15 protein-coding genes are annotated in these 17,236 nt (G+C 44.8%); all 15 read right to left on the bottom strand.

The window, feature by feature from the left end; genetic code table 11:
* Nucleotides 1-49: 49 nt before the first annotated feature.
* The 15 genes from OW255_RS20525 to fabD all read right to left on the bottom strand — a co-directional run bounded on the left by OW255_RS20525 (nucleotide 50) and on the right by fabD (nucleotide 17,231).
* Complete coding sequence (locus OW255_RS20525) at nucleotides 50-877, bottom strand: carbohydrate ABC transporter permease (protein WP_268115183.1); 828 nt, start codon at nucleotides 875-877, stop codon at nucleotides 50-52.
* On the bottom strand, nucleotides 877-1,758 hold the full coding sequence (locus OW255_RS20530; RefSeq protein WP_331485712.1) for a carbohydrate ABC transporter permease: 882 nt from the start codon (nucleotides 1,756-1,758) through the stop codon (nucleotides 877-879). The genes OW255_RS20525 and OW255_RS20530 overlap by 1 nt, the downstream gene beginning before the upstream one ends.
* A gap of 40 nt (nucleotides 1,759-1,798) precedes the next feature.
* On the bottom strand, nucleotides 1,799-3,118 hold the full coding sequence (locus OW255_RS20535) for an ABC transporter substrate-binding protein (RefSeq protein ID WP_268115184.1): 1,320 nt from the start codon (nucleotides 3,116-3,118) through the stop codon (nucleotides 1,799-1,801).
* 142 nt (nucleotides 3,119-3,260) lie between these two features.
* Nucleotides 3,261-3,884, bottom strand: a complete 624-nt coding sequence (locus OW255_RS20540; RefSeq protein ID WP_268115185.1) for a nucleoside recognition domain-containing protein — start codon at nucleotides 3,882-3,884, stop codon at nucleotides 3,261-3,263.
* Between the two features lie 139 nt (nucleotides 3,885-4,023).
* Nucleotides 4,024-6,723 carry a cation-translocating P-type ATPase gene (locus tag OW255_RS20545; RefSeq protein WP_268115186.1) on the bottom strand — a complete coding sequence of 900 codons (2,700 nt, stop codon included), beginning with the start codon at nucleotides 6,721-6,723 and terminating at the stop codon, nucleotides 4,024-4,026.
* Between the two features lie 15 nt (nucleotides 6,724-6,738).
* Nucleotides 6,739-7,380, bottom strand: a complete 642-nt coding sequence (locus tag OW255_RS20550; RefSeq protein ID WP_024837938.1) for a helix-turn-helix transcriptional regulator — start codon at nucleotides 7,378-7,380, stop codon at nucleotides 6,739-6,741.
* A 203-nt stretch (nucleotides 7,381-7,583) separates the two neighbouring features.
* Nucleotides 7,584-8,705 carry a sialidase family protein gene (locus OW255_RS20555; RefSeq protein WP_024837937.1) on the bottom strand — a complete coding sequence of 374 codons (1,122 nt, stop codon included), beginning with the start codon at nucleotides 8,703-8,705 and terminating at the stop codon, nucleotides 7,584-7,586.
* Nucleotides 8,706-9,036: 331 nt separating this feature from the next.
* Entirely contained in the window at nucleotides 9,037-10,158 is a 1,122-nt protein-coding gene (locus OW255_RS20560; RefSeq protein ID WP_268115187.1) for an NAD(P)H-dependent flavin oxidoreductase, read from the bottom strand.
* Nucleotides 10,158-11,882, bottom strand: coding sequence for an acetyl-CoA carboxylase carboxyltransferase subunit alpha (locus OW255_RS20565; protein WP_268115188.1), 1,725 nt, complete (start codon nucleotides 11,880-11,882; stop codon nucleotides 10,158-10,160). Before OW255_RS20565 ends, OW255_RS20560 begins: the two co-directional genes overlap by 1 nt.
* 21 nt (nucleotides 11,883-11,903) lie before the next feature.
* Entirely contained in the window at nucleotides 11,904-13,256 is a 1,353-nt protein-coding gene (locus tag OW255_RS20570; protein ID WP_268115189.1) for an acetyl-CoA carboxylase biotin carboxylase subunit, read from the bottom strand.
* 9 nt (nucleotides 13,257-13,265) lie between these two features.
* Nucleotides 13,266-13,688 (bottom strand): 3-hydroxyacyl-ACP dehydratase FabZ, encoded by a 423-nt coding sequence (gene fabZ, locus OW255_RS20575; protein WP_024837933.1) that lies wholly within the window; start codon nucleotides 13,686-13,688, stop codon nucleotides 13,266-13,268.
* A gap of 66 nt (nucleotides 13,689-13,754) precedes the next feature.
* Nucleotides 13,755-14,228 carry an acetyl-CoA carboxylase biotin carboxyl carrier protein gene (gene accB / locus OW255_RS20580; protein WP_268115190.1) on the bottom strand — a complete coding sequence of 158 codons (474 nt, stop codon included), beginning with the start codon at nucleotides 14,226-14,228 and terminating at the stop codon, nucleotides 13,755-13,757.
* A gap of 10 nt (nucleotides 14,229-14,238) precedes the next feature.
* Nucleotides 14,239-15,477: a beta-ketoacyl-ACP synthase II gene (gene fabF, locus OW255_RS20585; protein ID WP_268115191.1), complete on the bottom strand. Its 1,239-nt coding sequence runs from the start codon at nucleotides 15,475-15,477 to the stop codon at nucleotides 14,239-14,241.
* 79 nt (nucleotides 15,478-15,556) lie between these two features.
* On the bottom strand, nucleotides 15,557-16,297 hold the full coding sequence (gene fabG, locus OW255_RS20590; protein WP_024837930.1) for a 3-oxoacyl-[acyl-carrier-protein] reductase: 741 nt from the start codon (nucleotides 16,295-16,297) through the stop codon (nucleotides 15,557-15,559).
* Between the two features lie 16 nt (nucleotides 16,298-16,313).
* Nucleotides 16,314-17,231, bottom strand: a complete 918-nt coding sequence (fabD, locus tag OW255_RS20595; RefSeq protein WP_268115192.1) for an ACP S-malonyltransferase — start codon at nucleotides 17,229-17,231, stop codon at nucleotides 16,314-16,316.
* Nucleotides 17,232-17,236 lie beyond the last annotated feature (5 nt).

Below are 17,236 nucleotides of genomic sequence, written 5' to 3' on the forward strand. Positions count from 1 at the left end.
ATAGGATGCCGCACAATATTTTGGTGCGGCATCCTATTTTTAAGCCTTTTTATCCCTTTACGGAACCCGCGGAAACGCCGCCTACAATATATCTCTGCCCAATAATAAATACCACCAGCACTGGAGCCAGGGTAAGTATAATATCAGCTGCCACCAGATTCCAGGAATACTCAAAGGCACCAAAGAAATTATAGACCGCCAGGGTCATGGGCCATTTTCTGGAATTATTAAGGTAATACAAAGGCATGGTAAAATCATTCCAAACATCCATAAAGTCAAGAACAAATAAGGTCGATACAATAGGCTTCATTAAGGGTGCTATTACCCTGATAAATAACTGACCAGGCCTACAGCCATCTATCACGGCAGCTTCATCAAGTTCTCTGGGGATGGTTCCTATAAATCCATAGGTCAGAAACAGGCTTAAGGGGATGTTAATGGCTGCATAAAGCAGTATGATTCCCAGCTGAGTATTGACCAGATGAAGCACCTGAAGGACCTTCATAAGTGCTACGTTATTGATAGGCAATGCTATTCCTGAGATGATGAAATAATAGAGAAACCGGTTGATACCTTTTGGATTTCTTGAGATCACAAAGGCAGCCGCTGACACCAGAATCACTACAATTACTACGCTGAACACTGCATACAGTAGTCCATTAAAGAAGGAAGAAAGCAGTTTTCCCTGTTCAATGACTTTTCCATAGTTTTCAAACATCCATTCTTTAGGAAGGGATAAAGTCATCTTGTTTGCCTCACCGGCTGTCTTAAAGGAATTTAAAAACAAAACAACCAAAGGTATGATGACAATAAGACTGGTCAGCACTGCCACCAGATTGCCCAGCATACAGCCTATGACTTTTCTGGTCTTTCCCATTACCCCTCCACCTCCCTTTGTTCCATGGACTTAATAATAAAATAGAGCAAACTAAGAACCACAAGAAACAGGATGCTTGATAAGGTCGTTCCCATGGCCAGATTGCCTTTGGAAAATTCCTTGTAAACAGCCGTATTGATAACGCCGGTGGCATTACCCGGACCGCCATTGGTAAGGGAATAAATCATGTCAAATACCCTTAATCCATAAGTCACATTAAGGACTGTAACATTAATAAGAACAGGCTTTAACAATGGCAGTGTAATGGATTTGAATTTCTGAAAGAAGCTGGCACCATCTATGCTGGCTGCCTCATAATATTCTGGGGAAACCGATAAGAGCCCGGCAATTACCACCACCATAATGTATCCCATGCCCCTCCAGGTATCTACGGCCATGACAGTAGGAAAGACCAGATGCAAATCCGTCAGCCAGTTTTTTGCCAGCCAGTCAAGGGAAAGGCTTCGCAACAAATTATTTAAAAAGCCGGTTGTGGGATGGAGCATGCTTCGAAATACCAGCCCTGCAACCAGATAAGACATAACCTGAGGGGAAAAAATAACCATTCGGTGAAAATTCTTAAACCGGATAAATTCCTGGGTCAGTAAGAGTGCCAGGGCCATACCTGCCACTGTTTTCATGATTGTTGTAACAACCGTAAATAAGAGGGTATTGCTTATATATTTCAAATATTCAGAGTTATTCAGAAAGACTGCTTTATAATTGGCAAGGCCCACAAAATGAATCTCACTGCTGAAATTATTCCAATCGGTGAAAGAAAAAGCAATTCCTAAAATACCTGGTACAAAACACAGCAGGAAAAAGAGTAAGGCAGCTCCTCCGGCAAAATACCAGGGATATAATTTATTCCGGTTCATCATTTCCTCCTTCCTGTACTCATCTTAAGGCACAGCTTTAGGGCTATTTTACCCAGCCCGGGTCCTTTTGCAGCTTTGCCTGCTCTATACGCCGTTCCATAATGGTCTTTAAAACCTCTTCCGGTGTCATAGCACCTGTATACATGGACTCTAAGTCCTTTCCTACATCCATCCACTGGCTGTCAATATAATTAACCGAAGTCTGCACAACATTTGCCTTTTTTAAGGAATCCAGAAAGGCCTGATCCTCTTTGGTATATTTACTTGTTATCTCCGGCCAGCAAAGAGCACTTAACTCTGGCTGCCCATCAAGCCGCTTTTGCAGGTTCTCAGGTCTTGCCAGAAAATCAAAGAACTGCTTTGCCTCTTCGATGTATTTGCTGTCTTTATTAATGAAGTAAGCATTGCTTGCAGGGTTCACACCTATTTCCTGATTGTCTCCCCATGGCATAACAAACGCTCCTAATTTTTCCGTTGCTTTAAAATCCGGATATTCCTTTTCTATCTGTCCGCGAAATCCCAGCTCTGCAACGGTCATGACACAACGTTCTGTTGCCATGGCTTCCTTTGCATTCTCCCATGCATTGCTTAAGTAATCAGCCCCAAAGTAACCAGCTTTTGCGCATTCATCAAGCTGCTTAATAATGTTTAAAAGGGAGGGAATTCCATCGAGATCTATCTTGTTTTCATTTAACTTCTCATACATATCAGGGTCCTGATTGAGCCACAAGCCACCGGTTTCAAATAGAGGAAGCACCTGATGCCAGCCATTGGTGGTCGCTTCATAAATGGGGGTGTATCCTGCTTCCTTAAGTGTTTGGCAGACACTTAAAAATTCTTTATATGTAGTGGGAACGGACAATCCCAGTTTCTTAAAAATATCCTTGTTATACAGATAGAAATACATTTTAGCCCCTGGAAATGTAATTCCATAAACCTTATCCTTTACGCTAACGGCTGCAAGTGTTGTTTTTTCGATTCGGCTCACCCATGGCTGGTCTGTCAGCTCTGGGCAGTACTGGTCCATATGAAGGCTGGAGGCCAGACCAATGGGAGTATCTACACAAATAATATCAGGAGCCTCTCCGGAATCCAGTTTCACTTTGATTAAATCCCTCCACTGAGCATCAGGAGAAATCTGAAAATCAATCTTAATCCCTGTTTCGCTCTCAAAGTCTTTTGCAAGCTCCTGAACAATTCCAGAGGTGGGAAGTCCACTTTGATGGCTTCCAAAGGTCAGGGTCACTTGTTTCTTTCCTTCTGCGCTTCCACTTTCTTTGCCTGTGCTGCAGCCTGCAATCAATCCTACCACCAGACCTGCTGCCAGTGCCAGGCTGACTACTTCTTTAACCTTCCTTTTCATAGCTTCCTCTCCTTTTGGGGCACACGTTTATACGATCTGTCGCTATTTTAACTTATTTACCTGTTTATTTTGCCTTGATTGTACTTTTTAGAACTACCCCTGCCAACTCGCCGCAAAGGAGGGTGGTAATCATTTAACCGTATCATCTGTCCAGAATCTTACATGCTGCAATACCAACCAGAGTAGAGAATAAGGTGGCCGCAAGTGCAGGACCTACAATGGCCGTGGGATTAATACTTCCATACTGGCTCCGGTAGGCAATCATGGTAACGGGTATCAGCTGGAGGGAGGAAATGTTAAGAATCAGAAAATTGCACATCTCATTGTTCGCAGTTCCCTCTGCCACAGGCTTTCTCTTCCCTTTTCTTTTTCCCTGGCTCTCCTCTTTCCTTCTGTCATCCTCTAACTCATTTAAAGCTTCCATTGCCTTTAACCCAGCCGGAGTGGCCGCCCAGCCAAGACCTAAGATATTGGCGATGATATTGGTAGCTATGTAAGCAAGAGATTTGTGGTCCTCCGGGATTCTTGGAAACAGAAATCGTAGGATTGGTCCCATTTTTTTTGACATTTTCTCAATAAGGCCGGACTTTTGCCCAATTTCCATAATTCCGGTCCAAAAGGACATGATTCCCAGCATGGTTATGCTTAACATGACTGCTTCTTTTGCGGAATTTAAAGCACCGTCTGTTACCGCGCTTAAATTCCCCTGAAATGCTCCCCATAAGATCCCAACAAGGATCATAAACGCCCAAAGATAATTTAACATCTGTCATTCCATCTACTATTTTTCCTTGTTTTATCTTATTCCTTTCCATGAATCCTTATGTATCATAATAAAAATGAAACAAGGGCCCGGCTCTTAAAAATGAGCCGGACCCCGTTACTGGTGTCTGGATACTTTTTATTTAAAAACTATCATCCCTTCTGATCTTATGACGGATCACACGATGTCTGTATTCACGAATCTCACGAATGTTAGTCTGGTTGTCAATGAATTTTCCAATCTCAGCGACGATGGTAGGAATCAGGGAAAGTCCTGCTGCAATCAGCCAGTGATATCCGCCAATTGCTGTTAAATCAAAGATTTTTCCAACGGAAGGTACCGCCGCCAGGAAGCTGAATACGGCAATCATAGCCATGGTGCTGTAGACCACCGGAGGATTATCCCTAAGAGTTCTCTTAAAGATGGATTTTCTGCTGCGGACCGTAAACAAATGAAGAATTGAGGTCCAGCCTAAGATTAAGAAAGCAACCGTCTGACCTACTGCCTGAGATGGTCCCAGGTTTCCCGGAAGCACCCGGAAGGTTCCGATATAATATCCAATCAGTACCACTGCGGAACAGGCTATGGTCTGCTGTATGATAACCGTTAAAAGACCACCGCTTAAGAAGCCTTCATCTCTGCGTATAGGTTCACGGTCCATAAGACGTGGGTCAGAACGTTCCCTAGCTAAGTAAAGTCCAGGGATACCATCTCCCAGTACGTTGACCAAAAGAAGCATAATAGGGGTGACCGGGATTCCCCAGCCCCTTAGCTGAGCTACCAGCATAATAACAATCTCAGAAATATTGCAGACCAAAAGGAAGTAAATCGTCTTTCGGATATTAGAATATACATTTCGTCCTTCGGATACCGCATCGATAATCGTTGCAAAATTATCATCGGTTAATACCATATCAGAAGCGCTCTTTGCTACTTCTGTTCCAGTACGTCCCATGGAAACGCCAACGTCAGCGGCTTTTAATGCCGGAGTATCGTTGACACCATCCCCGGTCATGGAAACCACTTCTCCATTCTCCTGCCATGCCTCTACAATACGGATCTTATCCTCAGGAGATACTCTGGCATACACGGAGTAATGATGGATATCACGGCAAAGCTCTTCATCAGACATATCCTTTAATTGCTGTCCGGTTAATACCTTTTCATTTTCTCCAAGAATTCCGATGTTCTTTGCAATGGCACTGGCAGTCACTGCATGGTCTCCAGTAATCATAATGGTCCTGATTCCTGCCATCTTAGCCCGTTCCACAGCCTGAGCCGCTTCCGGTCTTGCCGGGTCAATTAATCCAATGAGTCCGCAAAGGGTAAGCTCCCGTTCGATTTCCTCTGGTCTATCCATATCCGGCATCTCATCCACATGTCTGATTCCAAGGGCAAGTACTCGTAGGGCTTCTTTCGCAAACAGCTCATGAACATGAGAAACTGCTTCTTCCATTCTCTCATCAAATTTATGAAGAGGCAGGCGGTCCAAAGCACCCTTGGTCAAAATGATATATCCACCGGAAGTATCCTCTAAAACAATGGTCATCATCTTACGTTCTGATGAGAATGGAATCTCTCCCACCAGACGGAACTGCTCAGAAATACTTTGCTTTGATAAGCCTTTTTCGTGAAGCAGCCTCATAATGGCTTTTTCGGTTGGATTGCCCATGATGGTCATGGTTCCGTCGTTTTCCATCTGAACCGTTGCATTGCTTGCCAGGGCGAATCTTGTTAATAGCTCTTTTTCCTTCTGACCAAACTCTTCCTCCGCTCCAAAGGGTTCCTCCCCTGGTAACCAGAGTTTTTCAATGGTCATAAGATTCTGTGTTAAGGTTCCGGTCTTATCGGAACAGATTACGGATGTGTTTCCAAGAGTTTCTACTGCGGAAAGCTTACGAATCAGGGCGTTTTTATTCACCATGTTTTTAACACCCTGAGAAAGAGATAATGTTACGATTAGATTTAATGTCTCTGGTACTGCCGCTACTGCTAACGTTGCCGCAAGAGTGACCATGGACCAGAAGGATTCTCCCTGTAACAGACCAATCACGAGAAGCAGCACAGCCGCAATTATGGCAATCATACTGATGGACTTTGCTACTTTTTCAAGACGTCTCTGGAGCGGTGTTTTAATCTTCTGGGAGTTATTTAAGTATCCCGCGATTTTACCCATCTCACTGTGCATACCAGTTCCAGTGACAACAGCCACACCATGACCGGAGGTCACGTGACAGCCGGAAAATACCATGTTAAGCTGATCTCCCAAGGGAACTGTGCCCTGAAGAAGTAGGTCTGCATTCTTTTCGGAAGGCTCACTTTCACCGGTCAGTGCTGATTCATCTACCTGTAAATTCGTTGAAGTAATGAGCCGGGCATCAGCAGGAACAATGCTTCCAAGCTGGAGGAGAATAATATCTCCCGGAACCAGCTCAGTGGTATCCATTTCTTTTTGTACGCCATCCCTTAATACGATACAATCCGGCGAGTTTAAGCTGGTCAATGCCTCCAGCGCCTTTTCGGCACTTCTCTCCTGGGTGATGGCAAGAACCAGGTTCAGTATAACAATGGATACGATTACCACCGGCTCAATAAAGCCATGGCCATCCTTAAGCGCCATGCCTAAGGACAGCAGCGCGGCTAGCAACAGGATAATCGTAGAAATATCCTTTAAATGATGAAGAATATCCTTGATCAGGCTTGTTTTTTCCAGCTTATCAAATTCATTCTTACCGTATGTTTTCTGGCGGTTAACTGCCTCATTTTCTGACAGACCTGTGTTTTCGTTTGCATTAAAATGTTGTAGTGTTTTGGACACACTGGCTTCATACCAATTTTCCACTCCATCATCCTCCTTTTAATCAAGCGCATCATTCACGGGTTTCTTAAGCTCCTCCCCAACAACCTTTTCAAGGTTTCGTTCCATAATTTCCGCACAACGATTAAGCTCCTCATCGATTCGCTTTGTTGCATGAAATGCGGCATCGTAAACCACTCTTGGCTTATAATGCACGGCTCCCCGGATCACATCCTCCGGCACAGAATGTTTTTTTAATTCCTTTACAGATGTTACGATATCTTCATTTAAATTCTCAAAGCCGTATAAGGTCCTTCTTACCTGTAAACAGCAATGATTCATGACACGAACGATATCATCAGCCATCTCAAGCTCCACAGACTTTTCCAAAGTCTCAATAAGTGCAGAGACCATCTCCTGGATCTCAGGCTGAGGAAGCTTTTCCATAATGCGGAACAGAGTTTCCGAACGTTTCAGAGAGATTACCTCATCCCTTTTGTAACGGTATTCTGTTCCCCCCATAAGAAATTCTACGGTCACGCCAAAATAATCTGCCATCTGTCTGGCAAAATCAATGTCAGGTACCCGCTTCTCATTTTCATAATTATTAATCGTCATTCGGCTGACACCCAGCTCCGCTGCCAGCTTTTCCTGACTGTAATGCCTCTCCTCACGAAGAGTCTTAATACGTTTACCTATCACGAGTCTCACACCTTTCCCATGATTTATTATAAATGAAAATGATAACAATGTAAATCTTTTTTTTATTTGATATCGAACGTTATCATTTTTTTATATTTTTTATACTTTTTTTATAACATAGAGTCTGAAAGACTTTTATGTAGTGGAACTCAAGTTTCTAGTATACAAAAAAAGACGCCGGATATACATCCGACGCCAATTTCTTATTCACCTTCCGGGGCCCTTTTCTCACCTATGATATCGGCTTCTGTAAATCGCATGTATTTGATACATGCCCTGCCTTTATAGGAAAATACCAGATGCAGGTCCCCATTTTGTCCCTGCATGAGATACGGAGTCTCGTACTGCCTGTTGTTGATCTGATTTTCTGCTCCTGCATAACCTTCTCCCAGCTCCACATACCGGATTAACGGCCAGGTAATGCCGCCATCCTCTGACAGCGCCACTGCAATGGGACAACCGTTCTCTGTCTTTTCCTCGGCACTGTCTACAGCAATATGGTTATAGACAATGGCGATTCGTCCGCTTTTTAACCGGAGTGCGCTGATACCGGAATTGTTATTAGGAAGTACAGTCTTAACGGGTGCAGACCAGGTGCTTCCCCAGTCAAAGGACTCGCTGCGGTAGATTGCATCTGCTGACCGGCTTCTCATAAATGCGATAAGATGTCCTTCTTCCAGTTCAACTATGTTCGCCTGAATCCTTCCCTGGCTCTCAGGCATAAATACGGTTTTCCAGGTAGATCCCTCATCCTCTGAAATCCGAAAGACCGTAGGATCTCCGGATAACCCTGTCATGGAATCTCTTGAGATCCAGTTGGAGAAGATCAGCCTTTTGTTCTTTAGCATGATGATAGGCTGGCTGCATAAGCTTCCCGTATCCGGAAAAAGACCCTTGGGATCTTCCCATGTCCTGCCTCCATTAAAGCTTTTCTGAAAACGAATCATAGCGGTGTGGTTGGTATCATTTTTCCCCGACACCCCCGCGGCCTGGGACGTGTAAACCACCCATACCGCATTATCCGGGCCAAGGAATAAGGATGGACTCTGCTCACAGCGCTTGGAATCTCTGGATACCTTTACCGGCCGATGCCAGCGGTCGTCTCCTTTTTTCAGTTTTGCACAAACGATGCTTTCGTCTGCGCCGCCTTCTTTCGAACCGGCAGACCAGGCACACAAAAGATCTCCTCCCGGAAGTTCGAGAAGAGATGGAGCTTTTACAAACTGATAAGAGCCTGACGGGATCAGGGCTTCCAAGGTTCCCATGTTAACGTTATGATAGATGGTTCCATCCGGTGTAAGACCCGGTAAATGTTTGAATTCCATTTGTTTAATCCTCCCTGTACATTATAATCCGGACCGGATTGTCCCGGTCTACTGCCAAAGGCTTAATATTCTGTCTGAAAACGGACAATTTTTTTTAATTATTTTGAAGCAGTGTAAACCTCCTCTATCTTTTATATGAATAATTTGTTACCTTTTATTCTTATTGCTTCTATTGTAACTGATTGTTTTGGCAAATTGCAATAAAAAATACATTAAAACTTTTTATATTTTCGACATTTTTCTTGTTTTATTGATAATAATTTCACATACACAAAAAAAGAGAGGCTTATGACTGCCTCTCTTTCCTTCCTATCAGCTTATGAAATTACAATCAAATTTCTCCAACCAGTTCCTTCATGACCTGATCAACACTCTCAAGCTTCTCCGCCCGATAAGCATTGCTTCCACAGAAAAGAAGTCCATCCTCTGTCCTGCCTTCTGCTGAGTCCACAAGGGCCTTTGTAATACAGTAAGGAATGGTGGTTCTGTCGCATTTCTCCAGACACTGGTAGCAATGCTCCAAACGGAATGGAACCTTTCCCACATCGCTTAAAAATGGATTTACAATAGCTCTTCCCGGCATACCAACCGGACTCTTTGTAATAACGATATCCTCTTTCTTCGCATTGATATACGCCTGCTTATATTCCATAGGGGCATCACATTCATGAGTGGTAACAAATCTGGTTGCCACCTGAACCCCGTCTGCGCCCAAATCAATCTGATGCATCACATCCTCATGAGTATAGATTCCGCCTGCAGTTACTACAGGGATTACCTTATTGTATTTCTCCCCGTATTCCTTTACCAGACGAATGATTCCTTTAATTTCTTCTTCATACTCTTCCCGTTTATAGGTATGCTCCACATCCTCAGTATCCACTCCAAGCCTTGTTAAATCATCGTTGGAAAATCCCAGATGACCGCCGGCCAAAGGTCCTTCTATGACGACCAGGTCCGGTGCCTGATGGTATTTACGGTCCCACATCTTACAGATGACCATGGCTGATTTTACAGTCGAAACGATAGGTGCAATTTTAGTCTTAAGCTTGATCCCTGCCTCTTCCGCTGCCTCTGCAACAATCTCAGGAAGACTGACCGGAAGTCCAGCACCGGATATAATAAGGTCTGCTCCGGCCTTTACCGCCTTTTTTACATAACTGGCATAATTCATTGTCGCAACCATGATGTTAAAACCGATGATTCCATCTGGTGCGATTTCTCTAGCCTTATTCATTTCTGTTCCAATCGCCCTCAAATTTGCTTCCAGGGGATTCTTTTTAAAGTCAGGTTCCCGAAAGCCGATCTGTGCCGTTGAAATAATTCCGATTCCTCCGGCCTTTGCCACTGCTCCAGCTAAGGATGAAAGGCTGATTCCAACGCCCATCCCTCCCTGGATTACCGGATTCTTTGCCACAAGATCTCCTATTACCAAAGGTTTTAATGTTCCCATTACATTCTCCTAAATCTTTCATATCTCTGATTTGCAAGCTCTTCTTTACTTTTTAACAGGTATGTGAGGAAAAATTCCTCCATCGCCTTATCCATTTCCATTGCTGCTGCGGAAATATTTTCTCCGCTCACCGGCTCTTCCTCTGGAATGACCCGTTCAATTAAGCCTAGTTCCAGGAGATCCTTTGCCGTAATCTTCATGACCCTTGCCGCGTCATTTGCCTTTTTGCTGTCCTTATAAAGGATAGAGGCAAAGCCTTCCGGCGAGAGTATGGAATAGATGGCATTTTCCATCATCCAGACCTCATTGCCAACTGCCATGGCAAGAGCACCGCCGCTGCCGCCTTCTCCGATTACAATGGAGAGAACGGGAACGGTTAAAGATGCCATCTCAAATAAGTTTCTGGCGATGGCCTCTCCCTGTCCTCTTTCCTCTGCCTCCAGGCCGCAGAATGCACCAGGAGTATCCACAAGACAGATAATAGGTCTTCCAAAGGTTTCCGCCTGCTTCATGAGGCGAAGGGCCTTTCGATAGCCTTCGGGAGAAGGCATTCCAAAGTTTCGTTTGATGTTATCCTTTGTATTCTTTCCTTTTTCCTGGCCAATGACCGTAACCGGCATACCATGAAAGGATGCAATTCCGCCTACAATGGCACCATCATCTTTAAAATAACGGTCCCCTGCAAACTCCATGAAATCATCAAAAACTTCTCTGATATAATCCGATGCCACCGGACGATCCGCCCGTCTGGATAACAGGACCGTATCCCAGGCACTTCGTTTGCTCTTTTTGGGGCGAAGGGCCTTCTTTTTTCCACTATCCACTTCCGAAGAAATCTGTTTATCCACAAAAAACTCCTTTACAGCGTAAGGTTTGTGGAGTTTTAAGATTCGGGCAATGGTTTCCTTCATCTCATTTCTTGGAACGATTTTATCAATAAATCCATGCTCAAGAAGAAATTCTGAACGCTGGAAGCCTTCCGGCAGCTTCTGTCCAATGGTCTGTTCAATAACCCTGGGACCAGCAAAGCCGATTAAGGCCCCTGGCTCCGCTAAAATCACATCTCCAAGCATGGCAAAGCTTGCGGTTACGCCTCCTGTGGTTGGATCAGTCAGCACACTGATGTAAAGCTGACCTGCCTCGTGGTGGCGCTTTAAGGCTGCTGAGGTTTTAGCCATCTGCATCAGGGATACGATTCCCTCCTGCATTCTGGCTCCGCCGGAACAGGCAAAAAGTACCACTGGAAGCTTTAATAGCGTAGCCTGCTCCACAGCTCTGGCAATCTTTTCTCCAACCACATGGCCCATACTGCTCATGATAAAACGGGCATCCATTACACCAAGAACCGCTCTTTGACCGCCAATTTCACAGATACCAGTGACAATGGCTTCAGAAAGGCCAGTTTTTTCCTTTGCTGCTGCCACCTTTTTGTCATAGCCAGGGAAATCAAGGGGATTGGCAAATTCCATTTCCTTATCCCACTCGGTGAAGGTATTAGTATCTGCCATCATCTCAATTCTCTGAAAGGCATGCAGCCGGAAATAGCCGGTGCACTTGGTACAGACATAATGATTATTTTTTACATCCTCAGAATAAATGGGCTGGCCGCACTTGTTGCACTTTTTCCATAGCCCTTCCGGGATGTTAGGTTCCTCTGACTTTTCCGGAGTCTTATACTTGCTGTCGATCAGTGTATAGGTCTTCTTAAACATGTTTCTTAACATAAGATACACTCCTTTATTTGCTTACCGGACATAATCCGGAAAATATTTCGGGATGAAGTCCGTATCTACATCTCCGTCACGGTAAGCCTCATGACTTAAGATATCGAACTGAAAATCCACATTGGTCTCGATACCCTCGATGATCAGCTCCCCAAGGGCACTTCTCATCTTTGAGATGGCTTCCCTCCGGTCCTTACCATGAACAATCAGCTTCATCAGCATGGAGTCATAATTGGCCGGAACCTTATATTCGTTATAAATATGAGTGTCAATTCTCACACCATTACCGCCTGGAACGTGAATGTTTTTAATCAGGCCAGGACATGGCATAAAATGCTTTGAAGGATTCTCTGCATTGATTCTGCATTCGATGGCATGGCCGGATATGGTGATATCTTCCTGCTTCACGCTTAAAGGCTCTCCAGCTGCGATCCGGATCTGCTCCTTAATAAGATCTAAACCAGTCACCATCTCGGTGACCGGGTGTTCTACCTGAATTCTGGTGTTCATCTCCATGAAGTAAAAATTTTTATGTTTATCCAGAAGGAATTCGATGGTTCCGGCATTTTCATAGCCAACTGCCTTAGCTGCACGGACCGCCACGTCTCCCATCTGCTTTCTTAACTCCTCTGAGATTGCGGCAGAAGGTGATTCTTCCAGTACCTTCTGATGACGCCTCTGAATGGAGCAGTCACGCTCTCCCATATGAACCACATTGCCAAACTTATCCGCCATAATCTGAAATTCAATATGACGTGGCTTCTCAATGTATTTTTCGATGTACATGGTGTCGTCAGAAAATCCCTTCACAGACTCCATCTGGGCATTGTTAAAGTTAGCTTCAAAGTCTTCCAGTCCTCTGGAAATTCTCATTCCCTTACCGCCGCCGCCTGAGGATGCCTTAATCATGACAGGAAAACCAATTTTCTCTGCCATCTCTTTTGCTTCCCCTACGTGGTGGACCGCCTCTTTGCCGCCGGGAACAACCGGGACACCCGCTTCCATCATGGTCTTTCTGGCTTCTGATTTGTTGCCCATTTTATTGATGATGTGATGGGAAGGACCGATAAAGGTAATGTTACATTTTTCACAAAGCTCTGCAAATCGTTCATTTTCAGAAAGAAATCCAAAGCCTGGGTGAATCGCATCTGCCTTCATGGCCACGGTAGCCGTAAGGATGCGTTCCATGTTTAAATAACTCTGGGTAGAAGGGGCTGGACCAATACAGATGGCCTCATCTGCTAAGAGAGTATGAAGACTGTCCCGGTCTGCTTCCGAGTACACGGCTACCGTTTTAATGCCCATTTCCCGGCAGGCCCTTATAATACGAACCGCGATTTCTCCACGGTTTGCGATTAGAATCTTATCAAACATAACATCCACCTACCCAATCATAAATGTCATTTCTGCACTGGCTGCTACTTTTCCATCCACAGTTGCAACGGCTCTTCCGATGCCAACAGGGCCCTTGCGCTTTATAATTTCACATTCCAGTTTCAGTTTATCTCCTGGCAAAACCTTGCGTTTAAATTTCGCTTTGTCAATGCCACCGAAAAATCCAACTTTTCCTTTATTCTCTTCCAGACTTAACATGGCGACAGATCCAACCTGTGCCAATGCCTCAAGAATCAAAACTCCAGGCATAACAGGCATTTCCGGAAAATGTCCCTGAAAAAATGGCTCATTATAGGTAACACATTTATATCCGGTTGCTCTTTCTCCTGGCACAAGTTCCTCGATGACGTCTACCAGTAAAAACGGATGTCTGTGAGGTATGATCTCCTGAATTTCCTTGATTCCTAACATATTTTCTCTCCTTATGTTTGAAAAGAGAGGCCGCTGCTTAGGGCCTCTCTTATAATTCACATCAATTTACCGGATACGGAACAGAGGCTGACCGTACTCTACCACATCTTCATTTGAAACCAGTACCGTTTCCACAACACCGTCGTATTCGCATTCGATCTCGTTCATCAGTTTCATTGCCTCGATGATTCCAAGGATCTGTCCCTTCTTTACCTGATCTCCTGCCTTTACAAATGGCTCTGCCTCCGGAGAGGAAGCATTGTAAAACGTACCCACAAGAGGAGATGCTACTACATTGCCAGTACAGAGTTCCACGTCATTGGTTCCTTTTGTCATCACGCCAGCAGACTCATTCCCCTTATCCGATTGCTGACACATACCTGCCTCAGACAGTGTCTGATAAACAGGGGCTGTGGATACGGTAAGAATCTCTTTTTCCTTTTTTATGGAGAGCTTTACATCGCCCTCCTCTAATCGAAAGCTGGTCAGGTCATTCTCTTTTACCGCCTGCATCAGCCTTATGATATCATTAATCTCCATTGACTGCCTCCTAAGCCTTATACTTTTTTACAAGAATGCTGGCATTATGTCCGCCAAATCCAAGGGAATTGCTGATGGCATAATTCACATCACAGGAAACTCCATCACCCTTTGTATAATTTAAGTCGCAGCCTTCGCCTTCTTCTACCAGTCCGGCTGTGGCATGGATGAATCCGTCTTCTATGGATTTTACACAGGCAATGAATTCTACACCGCCTGCCGCTCCTAAAAGATGGCCTATCATGGATTTTGTTGAGCTGATCTTAACGTCCTTTGCATGATCTCCAAGGGCTCCTTTGATCGCCAGGGTCTCAAACAAGTCGTTATGATGGGTGCTGGTGCCATGGGCGTTGACGTAATCGATGTCTTTTGGTGTGATACCAGCATCCTTAATGGCCTCGGTCATGGCTCTTGCCGCACCGCTACCATCTTCTGCCGGGGAAGTGATATGGTATGCATCACAGGTAGAACCGTATCCGGCTACTTCGCCGTAAATAACAGCTCCACGACTTATGGCATGCTCAAGTTCTTCCAAAATCACAACACCTGCGCCCTCGCCCATGACAAAACCGCTTCTATCCTTATCAAATGGGATGGAGGCGCGGAGAGGATCATCCGAAGTAGTCAGTGCAGTAAGAGCCGTAAAACCAGCCACACCGATTGGTGAAATACTGGCCTCAGCGCCGCCTGCTACCATAACATCCGCTTCCCCATACTGGATGGACCGGAACGCTTCCCCGATGGAATGGGTTCCAGTTGCGCAGGCGGTCACTACATTGATGCACTTTCCTTTTAATCCGAACTGAATGCCCACATTACCTGCCGCCATATTGGATATCATCATAGGAACCAAAAGGGGATTCACCCTTCCAGGTCCTTTTTCCAGAAGCTTTTTATGTTCCCGCTCTAAGGCCTGAAGGCTTCCGATTCCGGAACCTACGCTTACGCCCACGCGATAAGGATCTTCCTTTTCCATATCAATGCCAGACATGGAAAGCGCTTCCTTTGTTGCAGCTACTGCAAACTGTGCGAACCGCTCCATTCTCTTGGCTGCTTTCACATCCATGTAATCTTTGGCATCGAAATCCTTTACTTCTGCTGCCAGCTTTGCTTTATATTCTGTCGTATCAAACTGAGTGATTTCACCAAAGCCAAGCTTCTTTTCCTTAAGTCCGTTCCAGAAGCTATCTACATCATTACCAATGGGAGTAATCGCTCCCATGCCAGTCACAACAACTCTTCTCTTCATACCAATTCACCTTTCCTTTATCATGCAAGGGCATTTCTTCTACTAAGCCAGTCTTATAAGGTACCATCGTACTCTTCTGCTACATTGCCATGCCGCCGTCTACACAAAGCACCTGGCCTGTGATATATCCGGCCTCCTCTGATGCTAAAAATGCAACTGCGTGGGCAATATCATCTGCGGAACCAAACTGCTTCATAGGAATCTGTTCCATGGAAGCGTTCTTAACAGCGTCAGAGAGAACCTCTGTCATATCCGTCGTAATAAATCCAGGTGCCACTGCATTCACCGTAATACCTCTGCTTGCTGCTTCTCTTGCAAAGGATTTTGTGATACCAATGACTCCAGCCTTAGCTGCACAGTAATTTGCCTGACCTGCATTGCCAAGAACACCGGAAACAGAAGAAATATTGATGATTCTTCCGCCCTTTTGCTTGATCATCTGGCGGGAAACGTGCTTCATACAGTTAAAAACGCCTTTTAAGTTGGTATGAATAACGGAATCAAACTCATCCTCAGACATCTTCATAAGAAGATTATCTCTTGTAATCCCTGCATTGTTTACAAGAATATCAAGTTTTCCATACTTCTTAATCACTGAGGCAAAAAATGTACCGGCACTTTCGTAATCAGATACATTGCACTGAATGGCCTCTGCCTTACCGCCCTTTGCTTCGATTTCTCTTACCACTTCCTGAGCTTTTTCCTCAGAACCATTGTAATTTACAACAACCGTTGCTCCCTGCATTGCAAGCTTACTGGCAATTGCGCGGCCAATTCCTCTGCTGGCTCCGGTTACTACTGCGATCTTACCGTCTAACATCTTTTTACCTCCCTTTTTATAAATCGGATAACTTCTCTAAATCTTCCAGCTTTTCTATATTTAAGACTGTTACATCTCTTTTGATCTTTTTTATAAATCCTGCCAGTGTCTTACCTGGTCCGATTTCAATAAATGTATCCACACCGTCTGCCAGCATGGCTTCCACGCTTTGCTGCCAGCGGACAGAAGAGGACACCTGCTTTTTCAGTAAATCCTTCACTGCTTCTTTCTCTGTTACATACTGAGCGGTTACATTGGACACATAAGGAATCACAGGTTCGTTAATGTCAACCTCATCCAGTACCTCTCCCAGCTTTTCTCCGGCACCTCTTAACATATCAGAATGAAATGGGCCGCTTACATTTAACAGGATGGCACGCTTTGCACCAGCACTTAAAAGCTTTTCATTGGCTTTTTCAACCATTTCTTTCTTACCGGAGATTACAATCTGCCCGGGGCAGTTATAATTTGCGATCTGGACTCCTTCCATATCGCTTAATACTTCTTCAATCTCAGATGCCTCCATGGAGAGTATGGCAGCCATGGCTCCCAGCCCCTGAGGCACTGCTTCCTGCATGAGAATTCCTCTCTGTCTGACCGTCTTAATGGCATCCTCGTCACTCATGACGCCGGAGGCCGCAAGTGCACAATATTCTCCCAGGCTTAAGCCGGCGGCCACAGAAGGCTTAATGCCCTTTTCTGCTTCCAGTACCCGCATCATGGCAATGCTGGTGGTAACCATAGCCGCCTGGGTATATTCGGTAATATCCAGCCGGTCATTTTTTTCAAAACACAGCTCTGGTACGGAAAATCCTAAAAGCTCTGAGGCTTTATCGAATACTTCCTTACCAATTGCTGTCTTTTCATAAAAATCCTGGCCCATGCCACAGTACTGGGCGCCCTGGCCCGGGAAAATAAATGCAATCTTGCTCATAATTT

It is taken from the genome of Lacrimispora xylanolytica (assembly GCF_026723765.1).
Lineage (GTDB): Bacteria > Bacillota > Clostridia > Lachnospirales > Lachnospiraceae > Lacrimispora > Lacrimispora xylanolytica.

What these genes read in the sequence shown, in the direction of transcription:
- OW255_RS20525 (WP_268115183.1), bottom strand. Translation starts at nt 877, where the DNA reads ATGGGAAAGACCAGAAAAGTCATAGGCTGTATGCTGGGCAATCTGGTG.
- OW255_RS20530 (WP_331485712.1), bottom strand. Translation starts at nt 1,758, where the DNA reads ATGATGAACCGGAATAAATTATATCCCTGGTATTTTGCCGGAGGAGCT.
- OW255_RS20535 (WP_268115184.1), bottom strand. Translation starts at nt 3,118, where the DNA reads ATGAAAAGGAAGGTTAAAGAAGTAGTCAGCCTGGCACTGGCAGCAGGT.
- OW255_RS20540 (WP_268115185.1), bottom strand. Translation starts at nt 3,884, where the DNA reads ATGTTAAATTATCTTTGGGCGTTTATGATCCTTGTTGGGATCTTATGG.
- OW255_RS20555 (WP_024837937.1), bottom strand. Translation starts at nt 8,705, where the DNA reads ATGGAATTCAAACATTTACCGGGTCTTACACCGGATGGAACCATCTAT.
- OW255_RS20560 (WP_268115187.1), bottom strand. Translation starts at nt 10,158, where the DNA reads ATGGGAACATTAAAACCTTTGGTAATAGGAGATCTTGTGGCAAAGAAT.
- OW255_RS20565 (WP_268115188.1), bottom strand. Translation starts at nt 11,882, where the DNA reads ATGTTAAGAAACATGTTTAAGAAGACCTATACACTGATCGACAGCAAG.
- OW255_RS20570 (WP_268115189.1), bottom strand. Translation starts at nt 13,256, where the DNA reads ATGTTTGATAAGATTCTAATCGCAAACCGTGGAGAAATCGCGGTTCGT.
- fabZ (WP_024837933.1), bottom strand. Translation starts at nt 13,688, where the DNA reads ATGTTAGGAATCAAGGAAATTCAGGAGATCATACCTCACAGACATCCG.
- accB (WP_268115190.1), bottom strand. Translation starts at nt 14,228, where the DNA reads ATGGAGATTAATGATATCATAAGGCTGATGCAGGCGGTAAAAGAGAAT.
- fabF (WP_268115191.1), bottom strand. Translation starts at nt 15,477, where the DNA reads ATGAAGAGAAGAGTTGTTGTGACTGGCATGGGAGCGATTACTCCCATT.
- fabG (WP_024837930.1), bottom strand. Translation starts at nt 16,297, where the DNA reads ATGTTAGACGGTAAGATCGCAGTAGTAACCGGAGCCAGCAGAGGAATT.
- fabD (WP_268115192.1), bottom strand. Translation starts at nt 17,231, where the DNA reads ATGAGCAAGATTGCATTTATTTTCCCGGGCCAGGGCGCCCAGTACTGT.